Source organism: Bacillus sp. Pc3, from assembly GCF_000815145.1.
In the GTDB taxonomy this organism is placed as follows: domain Bacteria; phylum Bacillota; class Bacilli; order Bacillales; family Bacillaceae; genus Bacillus; species Bacillus velezensis.
The window spans coordinates 1,995,764-2,017,500 of the sequence record NZ_CP010406.1 but is presented as its reverse complement, the minus strand read 5'-3'; the positions used below and the strand labels follow the sequence as shown (position 1 = coordinate 2,017,500).

26 protein-coding genes (1 of these 26 cut by a window edge) are annotated in these 21,737 nt (G+C 44.6%); 25 read left to right on the top strand and 1 reads right to left on the bottom strand.

The features are described from left to right. The 11 genes from SB24_RS09565 to rsmI all read left to right on the top strand — a co-directional run. On the top strand, window positions 1-642 hold the 3' portion of the coding sequence (locus tag SB24_RS09565; protein ID WP_039253046.1) for a toxic anion resistance protein. 477 nt of this gene lie to the left of the window's left edge; only the last 642 of its 1,119 coding nucleotides appear in the window; its start codon lies beyond the left edge, outside the window; it ends in the stop codon at window positions 640-642. 77 nt (window positions 643-719) lie between these two features. After that, window positions 720-2,153 carry an aminotransferase class I/II-fold pyridoxal phosphate-dependent enzyme gene (locus SB24_RS09560; protein WP_039253044.1) on the top strand — a complete coding sequence of 478 codons (1,434 nt, stop codon included), beginning with the start codon at window positions 720-722 and terminating at the stop codon, window positions 2,151-2,153. After that, window positions 2,150-2,788, top strand: a complete 639-nt coding sequence (gene tmk / locus SB24_RS09555; RefSeq protein WP_007409918.1) for a dTMP kinase — start codon at window positions 2,150-2,152, stop codon at window positions 2,786-2,788. The genes SB24_RS09560 and tmk overlap by 4 nt, the downstream gene beginning before the upstream one ends. 70 nt (window positions 2,789-2,858) lie before the next feature. Continuing rightward, on the top strand, window positions 2,859-3,188 hold the full coding sequence (gene darA / locus SB24_RS09550) for a cyclic di-AMP receptor DarA (protein WP_004264734.1): 330 nt from the start codon (window positions 2,859-2,861) through the stop codon (window positions 3,186-3,188). Between the two features lie 12 nt (window positions 3,189-3,200). Next, a complete protein-coding gene (locus SB24_RS09545) occupies window positions 3,201-3,641 on the top strand; it encodes a YaaR family protein (protein WP_004264730.1) in 441 nt (146 codons plus the stop codon). A gap of 11 nt (window positions 3,642-3,652) precedes the next feature. Continuing rightward, window positions 3,653-4,642, top strand: coding sequence for a DNA polymerase III subunit delta' (gene holB / locus SB24_RS09540; protein WP_033575250.1), 990 nt, complete (start codon window positions 3,653-3,655; stop codon window positions 4,640-4,642). 2 nt (window positions 4,643-4,644) lie between these two features. Beyond that, entirely contained in the window at window positions 4,645-5,472 is an 828-nt protein-coding gene (ricT, locus tag SB24_RS09535; protein ID WP_004264723.1) for a competence/sporulation regulator complex protein RicT, read from the top strand. Window positions 5,473-5,486: 14 nt separating this feature from the next. Next, complete coding sequence (yabA, locus tag SB24_RS09530) at window positions 5,487-5,846, top strand: replication initiation-control protein YabA (RefSeq protein ID WP_004264720.1); 360 nt, start codon at window positions 5,487-5,489, stop codon at window positions 5,844-5,846. A gap of 60 nt (window positions 5,847-5,906) precedes the next feature. Further along, window positions 5,907-6,650: a tRNA1(Val) (adenine(37)-N6)-methyltransferase gene (locus SB24_RS09525; RefSeq protein WP_004264717.1), complete on the top strand. Its 744-nt coding sequence runs from the start codon at window positions 5,907-5,909 to the stop codon at window positions 6,648-6,650. Then, the gene (locus SB24_RS09520; RefSeq protein WP_007409921.1) at window positions 6,637-6,936 is read left to right on the top strand and encodes a GIY-YIG nuclease family protein; all 300 of its coding nucleotides are present in this window, start codon (window positions 6,637-6,639) and stop codon (window positions 6,934-6,936) included. Before SB24_RS09525 ends, SB24_RS09520 begins: the two co-directional genes overlap by 14 nt. Next, the gene (rsmI, locus tag SB24_RS09515; protein ID WP_039253039.1) at window positions 6,911-7,792 is read left to right on the top strand and encodes a 16S rRNA (cytidine(1402)-2'-O)-methyltransferase; all 882 of its coding nucleotides are present in this window, start codon (window positions 6,911-6,913) and stop codon (window positions 7,790-7,792) included. The genes SB24_RS09520 and rsmI overlap by 26 nt, the downstream gene beginning before the upstream one ends. A gap of 49 nt (window positions 7,793-7,841) precedes the next feature. Here rsmI and abrB read toward each other — a convergent pair whose 3' ends face one another. After that, window positions 7,842-8,132: a transition state genes transcriptional regulator AbrB gene (gene abrB, locus SB24_RS09510; protein ID WP_169510469.1), complete on the bottom strand. Its 291-nt coding sequence runs from the start codon at window positions 8,130-8,132 to the stop codon at window positions 7,842-7,844. A 482-nt stretch (window positions 8,133-8,614) separates the two neighbouring features. Between abrB and metG the strand changes: the two genes are divergently transcribed. The 14 genes from metG to SB24_RS09440 all read left to right on the top strand — a co-directional run bounded on the left by metG (window position 8,615) and on the right by SB24_RS09440 (window position 21,679). Continuing rightward, on the top strand, window positions 8,615-10,606 hold the full coding sequence (gene metG, locus SB24_RS09505) for a methionine--tRNA ligase (RefSeq protein ID WP_011996169.1): 1,992 nt from the start codon (window positions 8,615-8,617) through the stop codon (window positions 10,604-10,606). Between the two features lie 76 nt (window positions 10,607-10,682). Continuing rightward, the gene (locus SB24_RS09500) at window positions 10,683-11,450 is read left to right on the top strand and encodes a TatD family hydrolase (RefSeq protein ID WP_039253034.1); all 768 of its coding nucleotides are present in this window, start codon (window positions 10,683-10,685) and stop codon (window positions 11,448-11,450) included. Between the two features lie 134 nt (window positions 11,451-11,584). Beyond that, entirely contained in the window at window positions 11,585-12,910 is a 1,326-nt protein-coding gene (locus tag SB24_RS09495; RefSeq protein ID WP_099686894.1) for a resuscitation-promoting factor, read from the top strand. 134 nt (window positions 12,911-13,044) lie between these two features. Then, a complete protein-coding gene (gene rnmV, locus SB24_RS09490; RefSeq protein WP_004264696.1) occupies window positions 13,045-13,608 on the top strand; it encodes a ribonuclease M5 in 564 nt (187 codons plus the stop codon). Next, window positions 13,598-14,479 carry a 16S rRNA (adenine(1518)-N(6)/adenine(1519)-N(6))-dimethyltransferase RsmA gene (rsmA, locus tag SB24_RS09485; RefSeq protein WP_004264694.1) on the top strand — a complete coding sequence of 294 codons (882 nt, stop codon included), beginning with the start codon at window positions 13,598-13,600 and terminating at the stop codon, window positions 14,477-14,479. Before rnmV ends, rsmA begins: the two co-directional genes overlap by 11 nt. A 172-nt stretch (window positions 14,480-14,651) precedes the next feature. After that, a complete protein-coding gene (yabG, locus tag SB24_RS09480; protein WP_004264691.1) occupies window positions 14,652-15,527 on the top strand; it encodes a sporulation peptidase YabG in 876 nt (291 codons plus the stop codon). A 211-nt stretch (window positions 15,528-15,738) separates the two neighbouring features. Continuing rightward, on the top strand, window positions 15,739-15,999 hold the full coding sequence (gene veg, locus SB24_RS09475; RefSeq protein WP_003218330.1) for a biofilm formation stimulator Veg: 261 nt from the start codon (window positions 15,739-15,741) through the stop codon (window positions 15,997-15,999). 162 nt (window positions 16,000-16,161) lie between these two features. Next, entirely contained in the window at window positions 16,162-16,350 is a 189-nt protein-coding gene (locus SB24_RS09470; RefSeq protein WP_011996172.1) for a small, acid-soluble spore protein, alpha/beta type, read from the top strand. A 143-nt stretch (window positions 16,351-16,493) separates the two neighbouring features. Then, window positions 16,494-17,363 carry a 4-(cytidine 5'-diphospho)-2-C-methyl-D-erythritol kinase gene (gene ispE, locus SB24_RS09465; protein WP_007409927.1) on the top strand — a complete coding sequence of 290 codons (870 nt, stop codon included), beginning with the start codon at window positions 16,494-16,496 and terminating at the stop codon, window positions 17,361-17,363. 55 nt (window positions 17,364-17,418) lie between these two features. Continuing rightward, window positions 17,419-18,276 carry a pur operon repressor gene (gene purR / locus SB24_RS09460; protein WP_004264666.1) on the top strand — a complete coding sequence of 286 codons (858 nt, stop codon included), beginning with the start codon at window positions 17,419-17,421 and terminating at the stop codon, window positions 18,274-18,276. Further along, window positions 18,273-18,653, top strand: a complete 381-nt coding sequence (gene ridA, locus SB24_RS09455; protein WP_004264663.1) for a 2-iminobutanoate/2-iminopropanoate deaminase — start codon at window positions 18,273-18,275, stop codon at window positions 18,651-18,653. The genes purR and ridA overlap by 4 nt, the downstream gene beginning before the upstream one ends. Before the next feature lie 195 nt (window positions 18,654-18,848). Beyond that, window positions 18,849-19,142 carry a septation regulator SpoVG gene (spoVG, locus tag SB24_RS09450; protein WP_004264660.1) on the top strand — a complete coding sequence of 98 codons (294 nt, stop codon included), beginning with the start codon at window positions 18,849-18,851 and terminating at the stop codon, window positions 19,140-19,142. Between the two features lie 191 nt (window positions 19,143-19,333). Then, the gene (gene glmU / locus SB24_RS09445) at window positions 19,334-20,704 is read left to right on the top strand and encodes a bifunctional UDP-N-acetylglucosamine diphosphorylase/glucosamine-1-phosphate N-acetyltransferase GlmU (protein WP_004264658.1); all 1,371 of its coding nucleotides are present in this window, start codon (window positions 19,334-19,336) and stop codon (window positions 20,702-20,704) included. Window positions 20,705-20,725: 21 nt separating this feature from the next. Continuing rightward, window positions 20,726-21,679: a ribose-phosphate diphosphokinase gene (locus SB24_RS09440; RefSeq protein ID WP_007409928.1), complete on the top strand. Its 954-nt coding sequence runs from the start codon at window positions 20,726-20,728 to the stop codon at window positions 21,677-21,679. Window positions 21,680-21,737: the final 58 nt, after the last annotated feature.

The window sequence follows — 21,737 nt, the reverse complement described above, 5'->3', positions numbered from 1 at the left end:
CAGTACTTTACTGATTTAACTATGTATATAGCAGCGGGGGAATTAAAATTAGATGAGCTGAAAACAAAGCTGATACCCGAAGCGGCAAGAAAAGCCGAATTACAAGAACACAATCAAATGGCCGCGCAGGAAGTGAATGATCTTCGCCAGTTTGCCGACCGTCTGGATAAGAGGGTGCATGATCTGCTGCTGAGCAGGCAGATTACGCTTCAGAGTGCGCCGCAAATCCGCCTGATTCAAAACACAAATCAGGCACTGGCAGAGAAAATTCAGTCCTCCATTGTTACGGCTATTCCTTTATGGAAGAATCAAGTCGCCATCGCGCTGACGCTTATGAGGCAGCGGAGTGCGGCAGATGTGCAGCAGAAGGCGGCGGATACGACAAATCAATTGCTGCTGAAAAACGCTGAACTTCTGAAAACAAGTACAGTCGAGACCGCGAAAGCCAATGAGCGCGGACTTGTTGAGGCAGAAACCCTCAAAAAAGTGCAGGAAAGCTTAGTCAGCACACTTGAAGAAATCATGTCTATTCAAGAAGAAGGCAGGATGAAACGCAGGCGTGCCGAGGAGGAGCTTGTTATCATGGAAGGCGATTTAAAAAAGAAGCTGCTTGATATGAGATCCGGCCGGGATAACGGCTAGATGCCAAAAAGTCTTAGCTTTAAGTTGGCTCGCAGGCACGATATAATAAGAAAGACAGGCAAAGGATTTGTTTAAAAATGGACACACCTTTATATACAGCGCTGATGAAGCATGCGCACCGAAATACGTATTCTTTTCATGTTCCGGGACATCACAATGGAGATGTCTTTTTTGATGAAGCCAAATCTGTATATCAATCTCTTTTATCTATTGATATGACTGAGATCACGGGTCTTGATGACTTGCATCACCCGACGGGGGTCATTAAGGAAGCGCAGGATTTGGTGAGCAGATTTTACGGCTCTCAGGAAAGTTTCTTTCTCGTCAATGGAACGACCGCCGGCAATCTGGCGATGATTTTAGCTGTGTGTGAACCGGGTGAACCCATTCTGATCCAGCGTAATTGTCACAAGTCTGTTTTCCATGCGGCGGCATTGGCCGGAGCCAAGCCGGTTTATTTGGCGCCGGAAATCGATGAAAACATGCATGTGCCGGCACATGTATCCCTTTCAGTCATCGAAAAAGCGCTGGCGTCATATCCGAACGCGAAAGGACTTGTTCTGACCAATCCGACTTACTACGGGCATGCTGCCGATTTGACTGCGGCAGTTAACAAAGCCCATTCATACGGCGTTCCTGTACTGGTGGATGAGGCACATGGGGCTCACTTTGTGTTAGGCCGGCCTTTCCCGCCTTCATCATTGGCTATGGGGGCAGACGCCGTTGTTCAATCGGCTCACAAAACGCTTCCGGCTATGACGATGGGGTCTTACTTTCATTTGAACAGCACCAGAATTGACAGAGATCGATTAACTTATTATGTAAGCAGTTTGCAAAGCAGCAGCCCGTCATACCCGATTATGGCATCTTTAGATACGGCGCGCGCTTATGTGCAGGATATTGCTGAAAAAGGGACACTTCCCGTTCATATGGAGCGCATTGAGAAAATCAAACGAAGGTTCGCATCAATTTCTTCTATTGAAATAATCGAGCCTTCCGGATATGGGCTGCGGGCGGACCCGTTAAAATTAATTCTTCGGTCAAAGCTCGGACATTCCGGCTATTCATTACAACGGATTTTGGAGAGTGAAGGCATTGTTGCCGAGCTGGCTGACGAGTACCAAGTATTGCTCGTACTGCCGATAGGCGGCCGGCGGATGATAGAACAGGCAACCGTAAGAAACATACAGCAGAAACTGGAGAATACACCGCCCGATAAATTGCCGGATGCCGTGAAGTGGACATTTCCGTCCATATCGACACTTGAATACCCGCAAAATGAGATGCGGAAGTTTACAAAAGAGCCTGCAGATATAAATAAGGCGGCCGGGCGCTTGCATGCGGGCAACATTATTCCTTATCCGCCGGGAATTCCGCTGATCATGGACGGAGAACGGATAACAGAAGAGATCGTACAAAAGCTTTCCCGTTTAATCGGCATGGACGCGCATATTCAAGGCTTGTTAAACGGGGAACAATTACTTGTCTATATAGAAGAGGAGAAATCATGAGCGGTTTATTTATAACATTTGAAGGTCCTGAAGGTGCAGGGAAAACGACTGTGCTTCAGGAAATGAAAGAGATTTTGTCGGCAGAGGGGCTCCCGGTGACAGCGACAAGAGAACCGGGCGGCATCGACATTGCGGAACAGATCAGAGAAGTGATCTTAAATAAAAACAATACACTGATGGATGCAAAAACGGAGGCGCTGCTTTACGCTGCGGCGAGAAGACAGCATTTAGTCGAAAAGGTGCAGCCTGCATTGAAAGAAGGCCGCATTGTGCTGTGCGATCGTTTCATTGACAGTTCTCTGGCTTACCAAGGCTATGCGAGAGGGCTCGGGATTGATGAAGTTCTTTCTATCAACCAGTTTGCAATCGGCGATACGATGCCTGATGTTACCATCTATTTTTCTATTGAGCCGGAAGAAGGGTTGAAACGGATTACGTCGAATGATTCAAGAGAGAAGAATCGTCTCGATCTTGAGGCCCTGCACTTTCATACGAAAGTACGGGAAGGATACCAAAAGGTCATGCAGCGTTTTCCGGAAAGATTCCATACAATCGACGCATCGAAAAAGAAGGAACTCGTCATTCAGGACGCACTTCAAGTGATAAATGAAGCATTGAAAAAAATTCAGTTGTGACCTGTTTCTCATAAGTTGCTATAATGAATGTAACGATAATGTTCTTTCCAACCTAAAGGGGGCCTAGAGAATGAAACTAATAGTGGCAGTGGTGCAGGATCAGGACAGCAACAGGCTTTTGAAAGTATTAACCGACCACAACTTCAGGGTGACGAAGCTTGCGACAACAGGCGGATTCCTTAAATCAGGCAATACGACGTTTATGATCGGGGTGGAAGATATCCGTGTTGATAAAGCGCTCAGCCTCATTAAAGAGAATGGCTGTAAACGTGATCAGATGATTGCCCCGGTATCCCCGATGGGCGGGAATGCGGATTCCTACGTTCCATATCCCGTCGAAGTGGAAGTCGGCGGAGCGACGGTCTTTGTCCTCCCGGTCGATGAATTTCATCAATTTTAAGGATTTGACGACGTGAAAATAAATTCTGACTTACGTACATTTATTGAGAAAAAGCAGCAGCCTGCTTATAAAGCGGCAGAGCTTTCCGGAACATTTAAAAGTTCAATGGACAGCCAAAGCAGCAAGCTGAAATTTGATCAGCTGAGCAGGTTCTTAACGGATATAGAAACGTTCGGGAAAAGGCTGACGAAGTCGAGAAACTTCAAAGACTTAGCGAAATTCAAAGGATTGGTAAAACGTTTTGTAAAAGAGGCCGTAGACAGCGGATTATCGCATGAGACGGAGAAAAGCTTTGACCTGTACGGAAGCAGCCGGACTCTGGGGCTTGTGAAAGAAATAGATGAAAAACTGCTTCAGCTGACAGAAGAAATGTTAGATCAGGAAAAACCGGCAATTGATTTGCTGGATCGAATCGGAGAAATAAAAGGTTTATTGATTAACCTTTACACATAGAGAGTGATACAATGGCAATATCATGGAAGGAAATGACCGGGCAGCAGCCCAGAGTGATGCGGCTTTTGCATAACAGCATTGAAAAGAAAAGGCTTTCTCACGCATATCTGTTTGAAGGCAAAAAAGGAACGGGCAAATTGGATGCCGCACTGCTTCTCGCAAAAAGCTTTTTTTGCCTTGAAGGCGGGACTGAGCCTTGCGGGGAGTGCCGGAACTGTAAGCGTATTGAATCCGGAAACCATCCCGACCTCCATGTGGTTCAGCCCGACGGATTATCCATTAAAAAGGCTCAGATCCAATCTCTTCAGGAAGAGTTTTCTAAAACAGGACTGGAATCGCATAAAAAGCTGTACATTATATCCCATGCGGATCAAATGACGACAAATGCGGCAAACAGTCTGCTGAAATTTTTAGAGGAGCCGAGTCAAGATACCATCGCAATTCTTATTACTGAGCAGCTTCACCGAATACTGGATACCATCGTTTCGAGATGTCAGGTTCTTCCGTTCCAGCCGCTTCAGCCGAAAGCCATAGAGGAAAGACTGATTGAACAGGAAGTGAGCCTTCACATGGCCCGGCTCTTAGCAAATATGACAAATAATATTGCGGAAGCAGTCGAATTAAGTCGAAATGATGAGTTTGCAGAGTCCAGAGCGAAAGTGATAAAATTGTATGAAGTCTTACATCAGCGGAAAGGACATGCCTTTTTCTTCATTCAGGATCAGTGGGTGCCCTTTTTCAAAGAAAAAACCCATCAAGAAATGGGTCTTGATATGCTCTTATTGATATACCGTGATGTATTATCCATCCAAATTGGAAATGAAGATAAACTGATTTATCAAGACTTATTCCAATCAATAAAACAGCATGCGCTGCAATTTACACAACAAAGCGTTACGAACCAAATTCTCGCTGTTTTAGAAGCAAAAAAACGGCTTCATTCCAATGTGAATGTGCAGGGATTAATGGAGCACTTGGTGTTAACGTTGCAGGAGGGATAAGCTTGTACAACGTAATAGGCGTCCGCTTTAAAAAAGCGGGGAAAATTTATTATTTTGATCCGAACGGATTTGATATAGAACAAGACAGCTGCGTCATTGTTGAAACCGTAAGAGGTGTCGAATACGGGCAGGTTGTCATCGCAAATAAACAAGTGGACGAGCATGATGTTGTGCTTCCGCTTCGAAAGGTCATACGCGTTGCTGATGAACGCGATCTTCTCATTGTAGAAGAAAACAAACAGGAGGCCCTGTCCGCTTTTGAAGTGTGTCAGAAAAAAGTGGCTGACCACGGCTTAGATATGAAGCTGGTTGATGTTGAGTTTACATTTGACCGCAATAAAGTCATTTTTTACTTTACAGCAGACGGACGGGTTGATTTCAGGGAATTGGTCAAAGACTTGGCTTCTATCTTTAAAACGAGAATCGAATTGCGCCAAATCGGGGTGAGGGACGAGGCGAAAATGCTCGGCGGTATCGGACCATGCGGGAGAATGCTTTGCTGCTCCACGTTCCTCGGTGATTTTGAACCGGTGTCCATCAAAATGGCGAAGGATCAAAATTTATCGTTGAACCCAACGAAGATTTCCGGTCTGTGCGGCCGTTTGATGTGCTGTTTGAAGTACGAAAATGATGAGTATGAGACGGCAAAAGAACAGCTGCCGGATTTAGGCGAAATGATTACGACGGCAAACGGCCCCGCAAAGGTTGTCGGTCTTAATATTCTGGAACGGGTGCTTCAGGTGGAACTGAAGAATCGTGAAAAAGTGATAGAATATACTTGGGAAGAGCTCTTGGAAGAGGGCGTCGTATCCGCACAAACCACAGATTAACGAGGTGTGGAACCTTGGATAAAAAAGAGTTATTTGATACTGTCATAAACCTGGAGGAACAAATCGGTTCGCTGTACCGTCAGCTGGGTGACTTAAAGCAGCATATCGGCGAAATGATTGAAGAGAATCACCATCTTCAGCTTGAAAATAAGCATTTGCGTAAACGGCTTGATGATACGACAGAGCAAATTGAGAAATTCAAAGCCGATCAGAAAGAAACAAAAACACAGAAGGCAGAGCAGAGTGATATAGGAGAAGGGTACGACAATCTGGCCCGGCTGTATCAAGAAGGCTTTCATATTTGCAACGTCCATTATGGGAGCGTCCGCAAGGGAGATTGCCTTTTTTGTCTGTCTTTCTTAAATAAAAAATAAGGAAAAGGCTTCCGCTGATGTCGGAAGCCTTTTTCAAAGAGTGCCGAAAGGAATAAGATTATGGTTTCATTACGTGATGATGAAAGATTGGATTACTTATTAGCAGAGGATATGAAAATAGTACAGAGTCCGACGGTTTTCGCTTTTTCATTAGATGCCGTGCTGCTGTCTAAGTTTGCATACGTTCCGATTCAAAAGGGGAACATCGTTGATTTATGCACGGGGAACGGCATTGTGCCGCTTTTGCTCAGCACAAGGTCAAAAGCCGATATCACCGGGGTTGAAATTCAGGAACGCTTGTATGATATGGCGCTCCGAAGCGTGGAATACAACGGGCTGGGCGGTCAGATCAGTCTCATTCATGATGATCTGAAAAATATGCCGGAAAGACTCGGACATAATAAATATGATGTTGTCACCTGCAATCCGCCTTATTTTAAAACACCGAAAGAGGCGGAGCAGAACCTGAACGAGCATCTCAGAATCGCAAGGCACGAAATTCTTTGCACGCTTGAAGATGTGATTTCCGTCAGCAGCAAACTGCTGAAGCAAGGCGGAAAAGCGGCTCTCGTTCATCGGCCGGGGAGGCTTTTGGAAATCTTTGAATTAATGAAAGCGTACCGAATAGAACCGAAACGGGTTCAGTTTATTTATCCGAAACAAGGTAAAGAAGCGAATACCATTTTGGTTGAAGGAATTAAAGGCGGCCGCCCTGATCTCAAAATTCTTCCCCCGCTGTTCGTATACAATGAACAAAATGAATATACGAAAGAGATCCGCACGATTTTATATGGAGACAAATAGTCATTTCTTTTATGTGCTGCTGTGCAATGACAACAGTCTGTATGCCGGTTATACAAATGATCTGCAAAAACGGCTGAAAACCCACAATGAGGGAAAGGGTGCGAAGTACACAAGGGCGCGGCGGCCGGTTTCGTTATGCCATGCGGAATCATTTGAAACAAAACGGGAAGCGATGCAGGCGGAATACCGTTTTAAACAGCTGACCCGAAAGAAAAAAGAGCAATATATAGAAGAAAAACGACGCAGCAAGGAGGCTGTATATGTTAAGACGCCAGATGAGTTTTAACGGAAAATCTGAAATGGGAACTCTGTACCTTGTTCCTACACCGATCGGCAATTTGGAGGACATGACCTTTCGTGCAGTAGAGACGCTGAAATCGGCCGATGTCATAGCTGCCGAAGATACGAGACAGACGAAAAAGCTGTGCCATGTTTATGATATAGAAACATCTCTCATCAGCTATCATGAACATAATAAAGAAAGCAGCGGCCATAAAATCATTGAATGGCTGAAAAACGGAAAGAATGTGGCATTGGTCAGTGATGCCGGCATGCCGACAATTTCCGACCCGGGGGCTGAGATTGTGAGAGATTTCACCCAAATCGGCGGATATGTCGTTCCGCTTCCGGGTGCTAATGCGGCATTAACCGCGCTGACCGCATCAGGCATCACCCCGCAGCCGTTTTTCTTCTACGGATTTTTAAACAGACAGAAAAAAGAAAAGAAGAAAGAACTCGAAATCCTGAAAAAACGGCAGGAAACGATGATATTTTACGAAGCGCCGCACAGATTAAAAGAAACATTAACAGCAATGCATGATGTTTTGGGTAATCGAACCATCGCCGTCACGAGAGAATTAACGAAAAAGTACGAGGAATTCATCAGAGGAACCATCGCCGAGGTGATGGAATGGGCAAATGAAGATCAAATCCGCGGTGAGTTCTGTCTCGTTGTCGAAGGAAATCAAACCGCTGAACCGGATGAAGAGGAAAAGCCTTGGTGGACGGAGCTTTCTGAGAAAGAACATGTGGAGCATTACATAAATGAAGGATCTTCTTCCAAACAGGCCATAAAACAAACAGCGGTAGATCGGGACGTGCCGAAACGCGAGATTTATGACGCTTATCACATTCAATCATAAAAAAAACCGTTCTTGTATCGTAACAAGAACGGTTTTTGTATGAAATAGCTTATTTTTGGTTTTGAAGCTGGTTTTGAATTTCAGAGATGATTTGCTCAGCGCCCTCTTTGCTGAGTACCAATTTGCCGCCGGCAAGTTTAAGGTTATCGTCAGAAACTTCACCAGTTACTTGGCAAGTCATGTTTGGTTTATATTTTTTAAGGATGATTTTTTCATCATCAACATAAATTTCAAGAGCGTCTTTTTCTGCGATGCCCAGTGTACGGCGAAGTTCGATTGGGATAACTACGCGTCCAAGTTCATCAACTTTACGTACGATACCAGTAGATTTCATTAACAGTCTCCTCCCGAGAGATAATTATTTGTAGTTTATATTTTTCTTCGTCATTATTCGACAAAATTCCTTACATTCCTAGCATAACAAGGTTTCCAATAATCGTCAATCTTTTTGTTTGCTATTGTTTGTAAGAATTAGTTCTTATAGTAAGTAAAGCCTTGGAAATCCTGAAATAACAGGCTTTTTGACTGCTTTTTCGAACCTATTATCCTACTGAAAATCCTTTTAAATCAAGACTTTCGAACCAAGATGTTTTATATTAGTAGATTATAAACGACAAAATTCGACATGTTAAGACTTTTTTTAATTTCAATAAAAATTTTTAATTTTATTTACTCTTTTACGCGCAGTACGTATATATCCTTGATCTTAAAGGCTAAGATGGTATCATAGATAGAGGACAAATATCAATATTGTATATCAAATAAAACCGCTCTCGTCCTTTGGGCGTGAGCTTTTCGACATTCTGAATGGGAGGTTGCAACATGCCGCAAGACAATAATACTTTTTATATTACAACCCCGATATATTATCCGAGCGGAAAATTACATATCGGCCATGCTTATACTACCGTGGCCGGCGATGCGATGGCGCGTTACAAAAGATTAAAAGGATTTGACGTACGCTACTTAACCGGAACGGATGAGCACGGACAGAAAATCCAGCAGAAAGCGGAGGAAGAGAATATCACGCCTCAAGCTTATGTGGATCGTGCAGTTGCTGAAATCCAAAAACTATGGAAGCAGCTCGACATTTCTCACGATGATTTCATCCGGACGACGGAAAGCCGGCACAAAGAAATTATCGAGAAAGTGTTTCAAAAACTTCTTGATAATGGTGACATTTACCTGGATGAGTATGAGGGCTGGTACAGCATCCCTGATGAAACATTCTATACGGAAACACAGCTGGTGGATGTGGAAAGAAATGAGAAGGGTGAGGTTGTCGGCGGAAAAAGCCCGGACAGCGGCCATCCGGTCGAATTAATCAAAGAGGAGTCATACTTCTTCCGCATGAGCAAATACGCAGACCGCCTGCTGAAGTTTTATGAGGAAAATCCTTCTTTCATCCAGCCTGAATCACGCAAAAATGAAATGATTAACAACTTCATTAAACCGGGGCTTGAAGACTTGGCCGTTTCCAGAACGACGTTCGACTGGGGCGTAAAAGTGCCGGGAAATCCGAAGCATGTCGTGTATGTATGGATTGACGCACTGTTCAACTATATTACAGCGCTCGGTTATGATACGGAAAATGATGAGCTTTACAAAAAGTACTGGCCGGCTGACGTCCACCTTGTCGGTAAAGAAATTGTCCGTTTTCATACCATTTACTGGCCGATTATGCTGATGGCGCTTGATCTCCCGCTGCCTAAGCAAGTATTCGCGCATGGCTGGTTATTGATGAAAGACGGAAAAATGTCGAAATCAAAAGGAAATGTCGTTGATCCGGTAACGTTAATTGAACGCTACGGATTGGATGAACTTCGCTATTACCTGCTTCGCGAAGTACCGTTCGGTTCAGACGGTGTCTTTACGCCGGAAGGTTTCGTAGAACGGATTAATTATGACTTGGCGAACGACTTAGGAAACCTTCTGAATCGTACAGTTGCAATGATCCAAAAATATTTTGACGGTGAGATTGGTTCATATGAAGGAAATGTGACCGATTTTGATTCAGAGCTTTCTTCTGTAGCCGGTGAAACGGTTAAAGCTTATGAAAAGGCAATGGAAAACATGGAGTTTTCAGTCGCTTTATCAACGCTATGGCAATTAATCAGCCGTACGAACAAATATATTGATGAAACTGCTCCGTGGGTGCTTGCTAAAGATCAGGAAAAAGAAAAAGAATTACGTTCCGTCATGTATCATTTAGCTGAATCTTTACGTATCTCAGCCGTATTGCTCCAGCCTTTCTTGACACAAACGCCTGAAAAAATGTTTGCCCAGCTAGGAGTTGAGGATCAGTCCCTTAAAGCATGGGACAGCATTCAGACATTCGGTCAATTGAAGAACGCGAAAGTGAAAAAAGGGGAACCGCTTTTCCCTCGTCTTGAAGCTGAAGAGGAAGTAGCTTACATCAAGCAAAAAATGCAAGGAACTGCTCCTGCTAAAGAAGAAAAGGCGGAAGAGCCGCAAGAAGCAGAGCGTCTTCCTGAAATTACGTTTGATCAATTTATGGATACAGAACTTCGCGTCGCAGAAGTCTTGTCCGCAGAGCCGGTGAAAAAAGCAGATCGGCTGCTGAAATTGCAAATTGATCTGGGCTTTGAACAGCGCCAAGTTGTATCAGGTATCGCGAAGCATTACACACCTGATCAGCTTGTGGGAATGAAGATCATTTGTGTAACGAATTTAAAACCGGTAAAACTGAGAGGCGAGCTTTCTCAAGGAATGATACTGGCAGGAGAATCAGACGGCGTTCTCAAAGTTGTAGCTGTCGACCAGTCATTACCGAAAGGCACTCGAATTAAATAAATAGATGCAAAAGGTGTTTCACGTGTAACATTCCGTCGAACACCTTTTGTTTTTCAACAAGAAAGGAGTTTTTATGATGCTTTTTGATACACATGCGCACTTAAATGCCGAGCAATTTGACACAGACTTAGAGGAAGTCATTGCGCGTGCAAAGGCTGAAGAAGTTGAACGAATCGTCGTTGTCGGCTTCGACAAACCCACTATCACGCGTGCGATGGAGCTGATTGAGGAATATGACTTTATATACGCTGCGATCGGCTGGCATCCGGTAGACGCAATTGACATGACAGAGGAAGATTTATCATGGATTAAGGAACTGTCCTCTCACGAAAAAGTTGTGGCAATCGGAGAGATGGGCCTTGATTACCACTGGGATAAATCACCAAAAGACATTCAGAAAGAAGTATTCCGGAAACAAATCGCTCTCGCCAAAGAAGTGAACCTTCCAATTATCATTCATAATCGTGATGCAACGGAAGATGTTGTCACGATTTTGAAAGAAGAGGGGGCGGAAGAAGTCGGCGGTATTATGCACTGCTTTACGGGGAGCGCGGAGGTTGCGCGGCAGTGTATGGATATGAATTTTTATATTTCATTCGGCGGACCGGTTACCTTCAAAAATGCAAAGAAACCAAAAGAAGCAGCAAAGGAAATTCCGAATGACCGTTTGCTGATTGAAACGGACTGTCCTTTCCTGACACCGCATCCTTTCCGCGGTAAACGAAATGAGCCAAGCTACGTAAAATATGTTGCTGAACAGCTCGCTGAATTAAAAGGGCTGACATATGAAGAAATTGCCTCAATTACAACTGAAAACGCAAAAAGACTTTTCCGCATGAACTGACAGAATGCGCTGTCGTAACGTGTAAAGGCTTGTCCGATTCAGTGGATATGTAAAACGGTTCTACAAGCTTCCTTCTCCTCATAAGATAGGTTGTCGATATGTCTCTCTTCCTTTTTTTGCTTTGTTTTTGCATAATGAGGGATACGCTGAAGGTTTTTCATCTTCGAGATGGGAGGGTTGACAGCATTTTAGATACTCTATATAATCTCTCCGAGGAGAAGGAGGCGTTTTTCATCACACAAAAAATGAAAAAACTGTTTTCCGTAAAGCTTGGTAAAAGCAAGGTTATTCTTATTGCAGCTATTATTCTGCTGGGCGGAACCGGGACTGCATACGGGGCACATGAGCTCTCAAAACAATCAGTTTCTGTTTCCATCAACGGCAAGAAAAAGCAAATACGCACTCATGCAAAAACGGTTGGGGAACTTCTGGAAGATTTACATATAGAGACGAGAAATGAAGACCGGATTACCCCGTCTAAGCAGACAGCATTGGCAGACAACATGAATGTCGTGTATGAAGCTGCAAAGCAGATCCGTGTGACAAGAGGCGGAGAAGAAAAGACTTTATGGTCAACGGCAAAAACAGTCGGCGCATTTCTGAATGAACAGCATACACCTGTGAATCAGCACGATAAAATAGATCCAGCAGCAGATACGAAAGTGACAAACGGCATGAAAGTCACGGTCGACCCGGCTTTTCGGGTCACTGTAAATGATGCGGGAAAGAAAAAGAAAATATGGACGACTTCGACTACGGTCGCTGACTTTTTAACGCAGCATAAGATGGACATGAAAGACGAAGATAAAGTAAAACCGGCATTACACGAAAAGCTCACAAAAAATCAGGCCGGCATACAAATCACTCGTATCGAAAAAGTCACCGATGTAGTTGAGGAAAAAATAGCGTATCAAGTGAAAGAAAAAGAAGATGCGTCTCTCGACAGCGGGAAAGAAAAGATCGTTCAAAAAGGAAAAGAAGGCAAACTTAAAAAGCATTTTCATGTTGTCAAAGAAAATGGAAAAGAAGTTTCAAGAAAGCTTGTTAAAGAAGAAACATCTGAAAAAAGCAAAGATCAAATCATTGCGGTCGGCACAAAGCGGCACAGTCCCAAGATTGAGCAGCTCAGTGCACCTGTGAAGGCATCTTCTGGCGAAACCGGATCTTCCGGTAAAGTGATTACCGTGTCTTCCACGGCTTATACCGCAAGCTGCAGCGGCTGTTCCGGCCATACGGCTACAGGCGTTAACCTGACAAGCAATCCGAATGCTAAAGTCATTGCGGTAGACCCAAGCGTCATTCCGCTCGGCACAAGAGTCCACGTAGACGGATACGGGGATGCCGTGGCCGCTGATACAGGCTCAGCCATTAAAGGAAGACGGATTGATGTCTTTTTCCCTGAAAAATCTTCAGCTTACCGCTGGGGAAAGAAACAGGTCAAAATAAAAATCTTAAATTAATTCCGATTCACTCAGAGGGTTTTGCGCCCTCTGTTTTTTTCGTTATAATAGGTAAAGTGTATTTTCAGTATATTAGACGTGACATGTAAGCAAAGGTTTCGTTTTGGATATAAAAAGTTTTTTTGGAGGAAGTAATGAAAATTAAAGAAATTATTGTAGTCGAGGGACGCGATGACACTGCGCGCATAAAACTTGCCGTTGATGCGGATACGATCGAGACAAACGGTTCCGCAATCGGAGACGAAGTCATCAGACAGATTCGGCTGGCGCAGGAAACGAGAGGGGTCATCGTACTGACGGACCCGGATTTTCCGGGGGAAAAGATCCGGAAAACCATTTCTGAAGCAGTACCCGGCTGTAAACACGCATTTCTGCCCAAACATCTTGCCAAACCGAAAAACAAGCGCGGCATTGGCGTTGAGCACGCATCCATTGAAAGCATCAGAGCATGTCTGGAAAATGTGCATGAAGAGATGGAGGCAAAGCCGAGTGAGATTTCAGCTGAAGATGTCATACAGGCCGGTCTGATCGGCGGACCGGCTGCCAAAAGACGCCGCGAACGATTGGGCGACCTGCTGAAGATCGGCTATACAAACGGCAAGCAGCTTCAAAAACGGCTGCAAATGTTTCAAATCAAAAGAAGTGATTTTATTGATGCGCTCGATGCTATGAGGCAGGAGGAACAGGATGAACAATAAAGATATCGCGACACCTATCAGAACGAAGGAAATTCTGAAAAAGTACGGTTTCTCTTTTAAAAAGAGTCTGGGGCAGAATTTCTTAATTGATACAAATATATTGGACAGAATTGTGGACCATGCGGAAATTACGGATCGGACCGGAGTCATTGAAATCGGGCCCGGAATCGGCGCGCTGACAGAGCAGCTTGCCAAACGGGCAAAAAAGGTCGTCGCGTTTGAAATTGATCAGCGCCTGCTGCCCATTCTCAATGATACGCTGTCTCCGTATGACAATGTAACGATCATTCATCAAGATGTGCTGAAAGCAGACGTCAAATCTGTCATTGAAGAGCAGTTTCAGGATTGTGATGAAATTATGGTGACGGCGAATCTCCCATATTATGTGACGACGCCGATCATCATGAAGCTTTTGGAAGAACATCTTCCGTTAAAAGGAATTGTCGTGATGCTGCAAAAAGAGGTCGCTGAGCGAATGGCCGCTGATCCTTCCTCTAAGGAGTACGGATCGCTTTCCATTGCGGTTCAGTTCTATACGGAGGCCAAAACCGTCATGACCGTCCCGAAAACGGTGTTTGTGCCTCAGCCTAATGTCGATTCTGCCGTCATCCGTCTCTTGCTTCGTGACGGCCCGGCGGTTGACGTCGATAATGAACCGTTTTTCTTCCAGCTGATTAAAGCAAGCTTCGCACAGCGCCGGAAAACCTTGCTTAACAACCTTGTGAACAATCTTCCGGGCGGAAAAGAGAAAAAAGCTCAAATTGAAGAAGTTCTTCAAGAAACGAATATTGACGGAAAGCGGCGCGGTGAATCCCTGTCCATAGAAGAATTCGCGCTCCTGTCCAACGGATTGCATAAAGCCCTTTTCTAAGAGGGCTTTTTGTTTTGCGTCACCACTTGGACTGCCGCTACATAGGCTAGAGGAGAACCTTATTCATTCAACTGCAAGAAAAGCTTGAAACATCAAGCGCCGCAGCGGAAAGAGGTGTATTTGCCAAGACTTCTTTCATGATGAGGCTTAGTCTATTTGTGGAGTGGGTAACGTGCAATTTCAAATAGGAGATATGGTAGCCAGGAAATCCTATCAAATGGATGTTTTATTTCGCATTATCGGTATAGAACAAACAAGCAACGGAAATTCAATTGCCATCCTGCATGGTGACGAAGTCAGATTGATTGCGGATGCTGATTTTTCTGATTTGGAGCCTGTCAGAAAAGACGAACAGGCCATGAGAAAGAAAAGAGATGAAAGCAGGATGAATGAATCTCTCGAGCTGCTCCGCCAGGATTATAAGCTGCTTCGGGAAAAACAGGAATATTATGCGACAAATCAATATCAGCATCAGGAGCACTACTTTCATATGCCCGGAAAGGTATTGCATCTGGACGGCGATGAGGCCTATTTGAAAAAGTGCCTGAACTTTTATGAAAAAATCGGTGTGCCGGTATACGGAATTCATTGCCATGAGAAAAAAATGCCGGCATCAATTGACGAGCTGCTTGATAAATACAGGCCGGATATTTTAGTCATCACCGGCCATGATGCATATTCCAAGCATAAGGGAGGCGTGAACGATTTAAGCGCCTACAGGCATTCCAAACACTTTGTCGAAACCGTTCAAAGAGCGAGGCGTAAAGTCCCTCATTTGGATCAGCTGGTCATATTCGCGGGGGCGTGCCAATCTCATTTCGAGTCTTTAATCAGAGCGGGCGCGAATTTCGCAAGTTCTCCGTCACGCGTCAATATCCACGCGCTTGACCCGGTATATATTGTCGCGAAAATCAGCTTCACTCCGTTTATGGAGCGGATCAATGTATGGGATGTTCTGAGAAATACGCTGACGAGAGAGAAAGGGCTGGGAGGAATTGAAACGAAGGGTGTGCTGCGTGTCGGTATGCCGTATAAATCAAATGGATGAGTGATAAAACCCGCATATATTTCGCTATGCGGGTTAATTATTTTACATATTGATACATAAATTTCCGGAACTTGTGAAAAATAACGCAGAAATCAATAGAATTTTGTCAAAATAATTTTGTTGACAATGACTTATTAACGTTGATATAATTTAAATTTTATTTGACAAAATTGGGCTCTTGTTGTACAATAAATGTAGTGAGGTGGATGCAATGGCGAAGACGTTGTCCGATATAAAAAGATCGCTTGATGGGAATTTAGGTAAACGGCTTACGTTAAAAGCAAACGGCGGCCGCCGAAAAACGATTGAGCGTTCGGGCATTTTAGCTGAGACGTACCCTTCTGTTTTTGTGATACAACTAGATCAAGACGAGAATTCGTTTGAAAGAGTTTCATACAGTTATGCTGATATTCTGACTGAGACTGTTGAATTGACATTCAATGACGATGCGGCAAGCTCAGTAGCATTTTAATGGGCAGTGAACCTTTTGTTTACTGCTTTTTGTTTTGCCTTCTAAAGCTCTTCTAATTATTCCCTCGAAAGTTTCAGCCGATTAAACGGAAGCTATAAGTGTCACATGTTTTATCGTGGCGTGCACGAATGGTGATCAATTCTATAAAAGGGGTTGTTTCGTTTGGGCAGACGTCGTGGAGTTATGTCAGATGAGTTCAAATATGAGCTGGCGAAGGACCTTGGTTTTTACGATACGGTGAAAAACGAGGGCTGGGGAGGCATTCGGGCGCGTGACGCCGGGAATATGGTAAAGCGCGCGATTGAGATTGCCGAACAGCAGATGGCGGCTCAGAACCAAAATAACCGATAATGCAGTGGCCCGGGGGACAATCCGTTCCCCGGTTTTTTCTATCGGCTGTCAAAACCGGCTTCAATTTCGGATAAGTACCTCCGGGTCTCCAAATGTGATACAATGTTCATACTTATGTTTAGATGGAGAAGTAGGTGAAAGCTATGCGTATTTTAGAAAAAGCGCCGGCCAAAATCAATCTGTCCCTCGATGTGACGAGTAAACGCCCGGATGGTTATCACGAAGTGGAGATGATCATGACGACAATTGATTTGGCAGATCGGATTGAACTGACAGAACTGCCCGAAAACGTTATCAGAGTGGCGTCGCATAATCGCTTTGTTCCGGATGATCAAAGGAATCTGGCTTATCAGGCAGCCAAACTGCTTAAAGAACGATTTCAAGTCAAAAAAGGCGTTTCCATTATGATTACAAAAGTGATCCCTGTAGCGGCAGGGCTTGCCGGCGGAAGCAGCGATGCGGCAGCCACGCTCAGAGGGCTGAACAGGCTTTGGGATTTAAAGCTTTCTGTCGAAGAGCTCGCGGAGCTTGGAGCTGAAATCGGTTCAGACGTGTCCTTCTGTGTATACGGGGGCACTGCTCTGGCAACCGGACGCGGTGAGAAGATCAGGCACATCAGTGCTCCGCCTCATTGCTGGGTCGTGCTTGCCAAACCGACGATCGGGGTATCGACTGCCGAAGTGTACCGCCGGCTGAACTTACAGCAGGTTCGGCATCCTGATGTGCAGGCGATGATTGACGCGATTGAAGAAAAAAGCTTCCAAAAGGTATGCGGACAATTAGGAAACGTATTGGAGTCGGTTACGCTCAGCCTCCATCCCGAGGTGGCGATGATTAAAAATCAAATGAAACGCTTCGGCGCTGATGCGGTGTTAATGAGCGGAAGCGGACCGACTGTATTCGGTTTGGTTCAATACGAATCGAAGGTGCAGCGGATTTATAACGGGTTAAGAGGTTTCTGTGATCAAGTGTACGCGGTGCGGATGATCGGCGAACAGAATGCTCTTGATTAAATCCGTATGTTAAGTTATATTATTTTTAAATTATTCGGATTTTGGGGGTAAGTTCATGAAGTTTCGTCGCAGCGGCAGATTGGTGGACTTAACAAATTATTTGTTAACCCATCCGCATGAATTAATACCGTTAACGTTTTTCTCAGAACGGTATCAATCAGCAAAGTCATCAATCAGTGAAGATTTAACGATTATTAAACAGACCTTTGAACAGCAAGGCATTGGGACGCTGCTTACAGTGCCGGGAGCTGCCGGAGGCGTCAAATACATTCCGAAAGTGAAACAGGCTGAAGCAGAAGCGTTTATACAGGAGCTGGGACAGTCTTTAGTAAATCCTGAGCGTATCCTTCCGGGCGGTTATGTATATTTAACGGATATCTTAGGAAAACCATCTGTCCTCTCTCATGTAGGCAGGCTTTTTGCTTCCGTTTTTGCGGAGCGGGAGATTGATGTGGTGATGACCGTTGCGACAAAAGGAATCCCTCTTGCTTACGCAGCGGCCAGTTATCTGAACGTTCCGGTTGTCATCGTGCGAAAAGACAATAAGGTGACGGAAGGCTCCACGGTGAGCATCAATTATGTATCAGGGTCGTCTAACCGCATTCAAACGATGTCGCTTGCGAAAAGAAGTTTGGCTACGGGTTCGAACGTTTTGATTATTGACGATTTTATGAAAGCCGGCGGCACCATTAACGGCATGATCAGCCTGCTTGATGAGTTTAACGCAAACGTCGCGGGAATAGGCGTCTTGGTTGAAGCCGAGGGAGTGAATGAACGGCTTGTCGATGAATACATGTCACTGCTCACGCTTTCAACCATCAATATGAAAGACAAAACGATTGAGATTCAAAACGGCAATTTTCTGCGATTTTTTAAAGAACAGCATTTAAAGAATGGGGAGACAGAAAAATGACAAAAGCAATCCATACAAAACACGCGCCGGCAGCGATCGGGCCATATTCACAGGGAATCATCGTAAACAACATGTTTTACAGCTCAGGCCAGATTCCTCTTACTGCTGAAGGAGAAATGGTAAACGGTGATATCACAGAACAAACGCATCAGGTGTTCAGCAATTTAAAAGCTGTGCTGAAAGAAGCGGGCGCTTCTCTCGAGACGGTTGTCAAAGCAACGGTGTTTATTGCTGATATGGAGCAGTTTGCGGAAGTGAATGAAGTGTACGGACAATACTTTGATGTACATAAGCCGGCAAGGTCTTGTGTGGAAGTGGCGAGACTGCCGAAAGACGCTCTCGTGGAAATTGAAGTCATTGCGCTGGTGAAATCTTAAATCTCAGAAAAGTGGTTCCGGTCTCCGGGAGCACTTTTTTTATGCAGTATATGATCCCCAAATATGGTTTATCACCTAATTGTGTATGTATATCCTATATTTTCAAAAAAACTTTTTGAAACGTGCAGGAATTTAAAAAGAATCGTGGAATTGTTAGACTAATGCTTTTATATAGGGAAAAGGTGGTGAACTACTGTGGAAGTTACTGACGTAAGATTACGCCGCGTGAATACCGATGGTCGCATGAGAGCGATTGCATCCATCACGCTGGATCACGAATTTGTCGTACATGATATTCGTGTGATTGATGGAAACAATGGTCTTTTCGTTGCGATGCCGAGTAAACGCACCCCTGATGGAGAATTCCGCGATATTGCTCATCCTATTAATTCCAGCACGCGGGGCAAGATCCAGGATGCTGTTTTAAATGAGTATCATCGTTTGGGTGATTCTGAAGCATTAGAATATGAAGAAGCCGGGGCTTCTTAAACATAACAAAATGTAAGGACTGCTGATAAAGGCTGACACAAGGCCTTTTCCGGCAGTCCTTTTTTAAATCTGATTTTTCAGTAATAAAGCGATTACATAGAAAATTCTTGCACTTTTTGATGTCTTCTTGAAATCAACAGCTATTTAGGATATATTTTTCTATGGATAAAAGGGATATTGGAGGCCATTAAATGGATAAGCGGTTTGCAGTGATTTTAGCTGCCGGAAAAGGAACGAGAATGAAATCGAAGCTTTACAAGGTCCTTCATCCGGTATGCGGAAAGCCTATGGTAGAGCACGTCGCAGACGAAGCTCTGAAATTATCTTTAGCGAAGCTTGTCACCATCGTAGGACACGGCGCCGAAGATGTGAAGAAGCAGCTCGGACAGAAAAGCGATTACGCTCTCCAAGCAGAACAGCTCGGTACGGCTCATGCGGTCAAACAGGCAAAACCATTTCTTCACGGAGAAAAGGGTGTCACGATCGTTATTTGCGGCGATACACCGCTTCTGACGGCGGAGACGATGGAAGCCATGCTGAATGAACATACAGACAAAGGTGCAAAAGCCACGGTGTTAACGGCCGTTGCCGACGATCCCGCCGGATACGGAAGAATCATCCGCAGTGAAGACGGCGCCGTTCAAAAAATCGTGGAGCACAAGGATGCTTCGGAGCAAGAACGTCTTGTGAAAGAAATTAACACGGGAACGTACTGTTTTGATAACGAGGCTCTTTTTCGTGTCATCGAACAGGTTTCGAATGAAAATGCCCAAGGCGAGTATTATCTGCCGGATGTGATCGAAATCCTCAAAGACGAAGGCGAAACTGTTGCCGCTTACCAGACTGGTAACTTCCAAGAGACGCTCGGAGTGAATGATAGAGTCGCTCTTTCTCAGGCTGAAATGTATATGAAAGAGCGTATTAACAAACGGCATATGCAGAACGGAGTCACTTTAATCGATCCGATGAATACGTACATCTCACCTGACGCACGTATCGGACAAGATACAGTTATTTATCCCGGAACTGTGTTAAAGGGACAAGCTGAAATCGGCGATGAATGTGTCATCGGCCCCCACACTGAGATAGAGGACAGCTCAATCGGCAGCCGCACTGTGATTAAACAATCCGTTGTCAATCGCAGCAAAGTTGGGAATGATGTAAATATCGGTCCTTTTGCTCACATCAGACCCGATTCCGCAATCGGCAATGAAGTGAAGATCGGAAACTTTGTTGAAATCAAGAAAACACAATTCGGCGACCGAAGCAAAGCATCTCATTTAAGCTATATCGGTGATGCCGAAGTGGGCACGGATGTGAATCTGGGCTGCGGCTCCATCACGGTCAATTATGATGGGAAGAAAAAGTATTTAACCAAAATTGAAGACGGCGCCTTTATTGGCTGCAACTCCAATCTGGTCGCTCCTGTTACAGTGGGAGAAGGCGCGTACGTCGCTGCGGGTTCAACCGTAACTGAAGATGTGCCGGGCGAAGCGCTTGCCATTGCCAGAGCAAGACAAGTAAATAAAGAAGATTATGTGAAAAACATTCATAAAAAATAATCCTAAAATCGGAGGTTTACCATGTCTAACGAATACGGAGATAAGAATTTAAAGATTTTTTCTTTGAATTCAAATCCAGAACTTGCAAAAGAAATCGCGGATAATGTAGGGGTTCAATTAGGAAAGTGCTCTGTTACAAGATTCAGTGACGGAGAGGTCCAGATCAACATAGAAGAAAGTATTCGCGGCTGTGATTGCTATATCATTCAGTCTACAAGTGCGCCGGTCAACGAGCACATCATGGAATTGCTGATTATGGTTGACGCTTTAAAGCGCGCTTCCGCGAAAACAATCAACATTGTCATTCCGTACTACGGTTATGCGCGCCAGGACAGAAAAGCAAGATCACGTGAACCGATTACGGCAAAACTTTTTGCAAACCTGCTTGAAACAGCGGGTGCGACACGCGTGATCGCGCTTGATTTACACGCGCCGCAAATTCAAGGTTTCTTTGATATTCCGATTGACCACTTAATGGGTGTTCCGATTTTAGGCCATTACTTTGAAGGTAAAGACTTGAAAGATATCGTTATTGTTTCTCCTGACCACGGCGGTGTGACGCGCGCCCGCAAACTTGCGGACCGTCTGAAAGCGCCGATCGCGATTATCGACAAACGCCGTCCTAGACCGAATGAGGTAGAAGTGATGAACATCGTCGGTAACGTGGAAGGTAAAACAGCGATTCTGATCGATGATATTATTGATACGGCCGGCACAATCACACTTGCCGCTAACGCGCTGGTTGAAAACGGAGCTGCAGAAGTGTATGCATGCTGTACGCACCCTGTACTGTCAGGCCCTGCCGTTGAGCGGATCAATAACTCTAAAATCAAGGAGCTTGTCGTAACGAACAGCATTAAGCTTCCTGATGAGAAAAAAATCGAACGCTTTAAGCAGCTTTCTGTCGGACCGCTTCTGGCTGAAGCGATTATCCGCGTTCACGAGAAACAATCTGTCAGCTATTTATTCAGCTAAACCGAAACTTTAAGGTTTAAATCCCAGTTATTGTGGGTATTGTTCTAATAGGACGATA

Coding starts and splice junctions, on each gene's coding strand:
- SB24_RS09560 (WP_039253044.1), top strand. CDS start 720: ATGGACACACCTTTATATACAGCGCTGATGAAGCATGCGCACCGAAAT.
- tmk (WP_007409918.1), top strand. CDS start 2,150: ATGAGCGGTTTATTTATAACATTTGAAGGTCCTGAAGGTGCAGGGAAA.
- darA (WP_004264734.1), top strand. CDS start 2,859: ATGAAACTAATAGTGGCAGTGGTGCAGGATCAGGACAGCAACAGGCTT.
- holB (WP_033575250.1), top strand. CDS start 3,653: ATGGCAATATCATGGAAGGAAATGACCGGGCAGCAGCCCAGAGTGATG.
- SB24_RS09525 (WP_004264717.1), top strand. CDS start 5,907: ATGGTTTCATTACGTGATGATGAAAGATTGGATTACTTATTAGCAGAG.
- SB24_RS09520 (WP_007409921.1), top strand. CDS start 6,637: ATGGAGACAAATAGTCATTTCTTTTATGTGCTGCTGTGCAATGACAAC.
- rsmI (WP_039253039.1), top strand. CDS start 6,911: ATGTTAAGACGCCAGATGAGTTTTAACGGAAAATCTGAAATGGGAACT.
- metG (WP_011996169.1), top strand. CDS start 8,615: ATGCCGCAAGACAATAATACTTTTTATATTACAACCCCGATATATTAT.
- SB24_RS09500 (WP_039253034.1), top strand. CDS start 10,683: ATGCTTTTTGATACACATGCGCACTTAAATGCCGAGCAATTTGACACA.
- SB24_RS09495 (WP_099686894.1), top strand. CDS start 11,585: ATGAGGGATACGCTGAAGGTTTTTCATCTTCGAGATGGGAGGGTTGAC.
- rnmV (WP_004264696.1), top strand. CDS start 13,045: ATGAAAATTAAAGAAATTATTGTAGTCGAGGGACGCGATGACACTGCG.
- rsmA (WP_004264694.1), top strand. CDS start 13,598: ATGAACAATAAAGATATCGCGACACCTATCAGAACGAAGGAAATTCTG.
- veg (WP_003218330.1), top strand. CDS start 15,739: ATGGCGAAGACGTTGTCCGATATAAAAAGATCGCTTGATGGGAATTTA.
- ispE (WP_007409927.1), top strand. CDS start 16,494: ATGCGTATTTTAGAAAAAGCGCCGGCCAAAATCAATCTGTCCCTCGAT.
- purR (WP_004264666.1), top strand. CDS start 17,419: ATGAAGTTTCGTCGCAGCGGCAGATTGGTGGACTTAACAAATTATTTG.
- ridA (WP_004264663.1), top strand. CDS start 18,273: ATGACAAAAGCAATCCATACAAAACACGCGCCGGCAGCGATCGGGCCA.
- glmU (WP_004264658.1), top strand. CDS start 19,334: ATGGATAAGCGGTTTGCAGTGATTTTAGCTGCCGGAAAAGGAACGAGA.
- SB24_RS09440 (WP_007409928.1), top strand. CDS start 20,726: ATGTCTAACGAATACGGAGATAAGAATTTAAAGATTTTTTCTTTGAAT.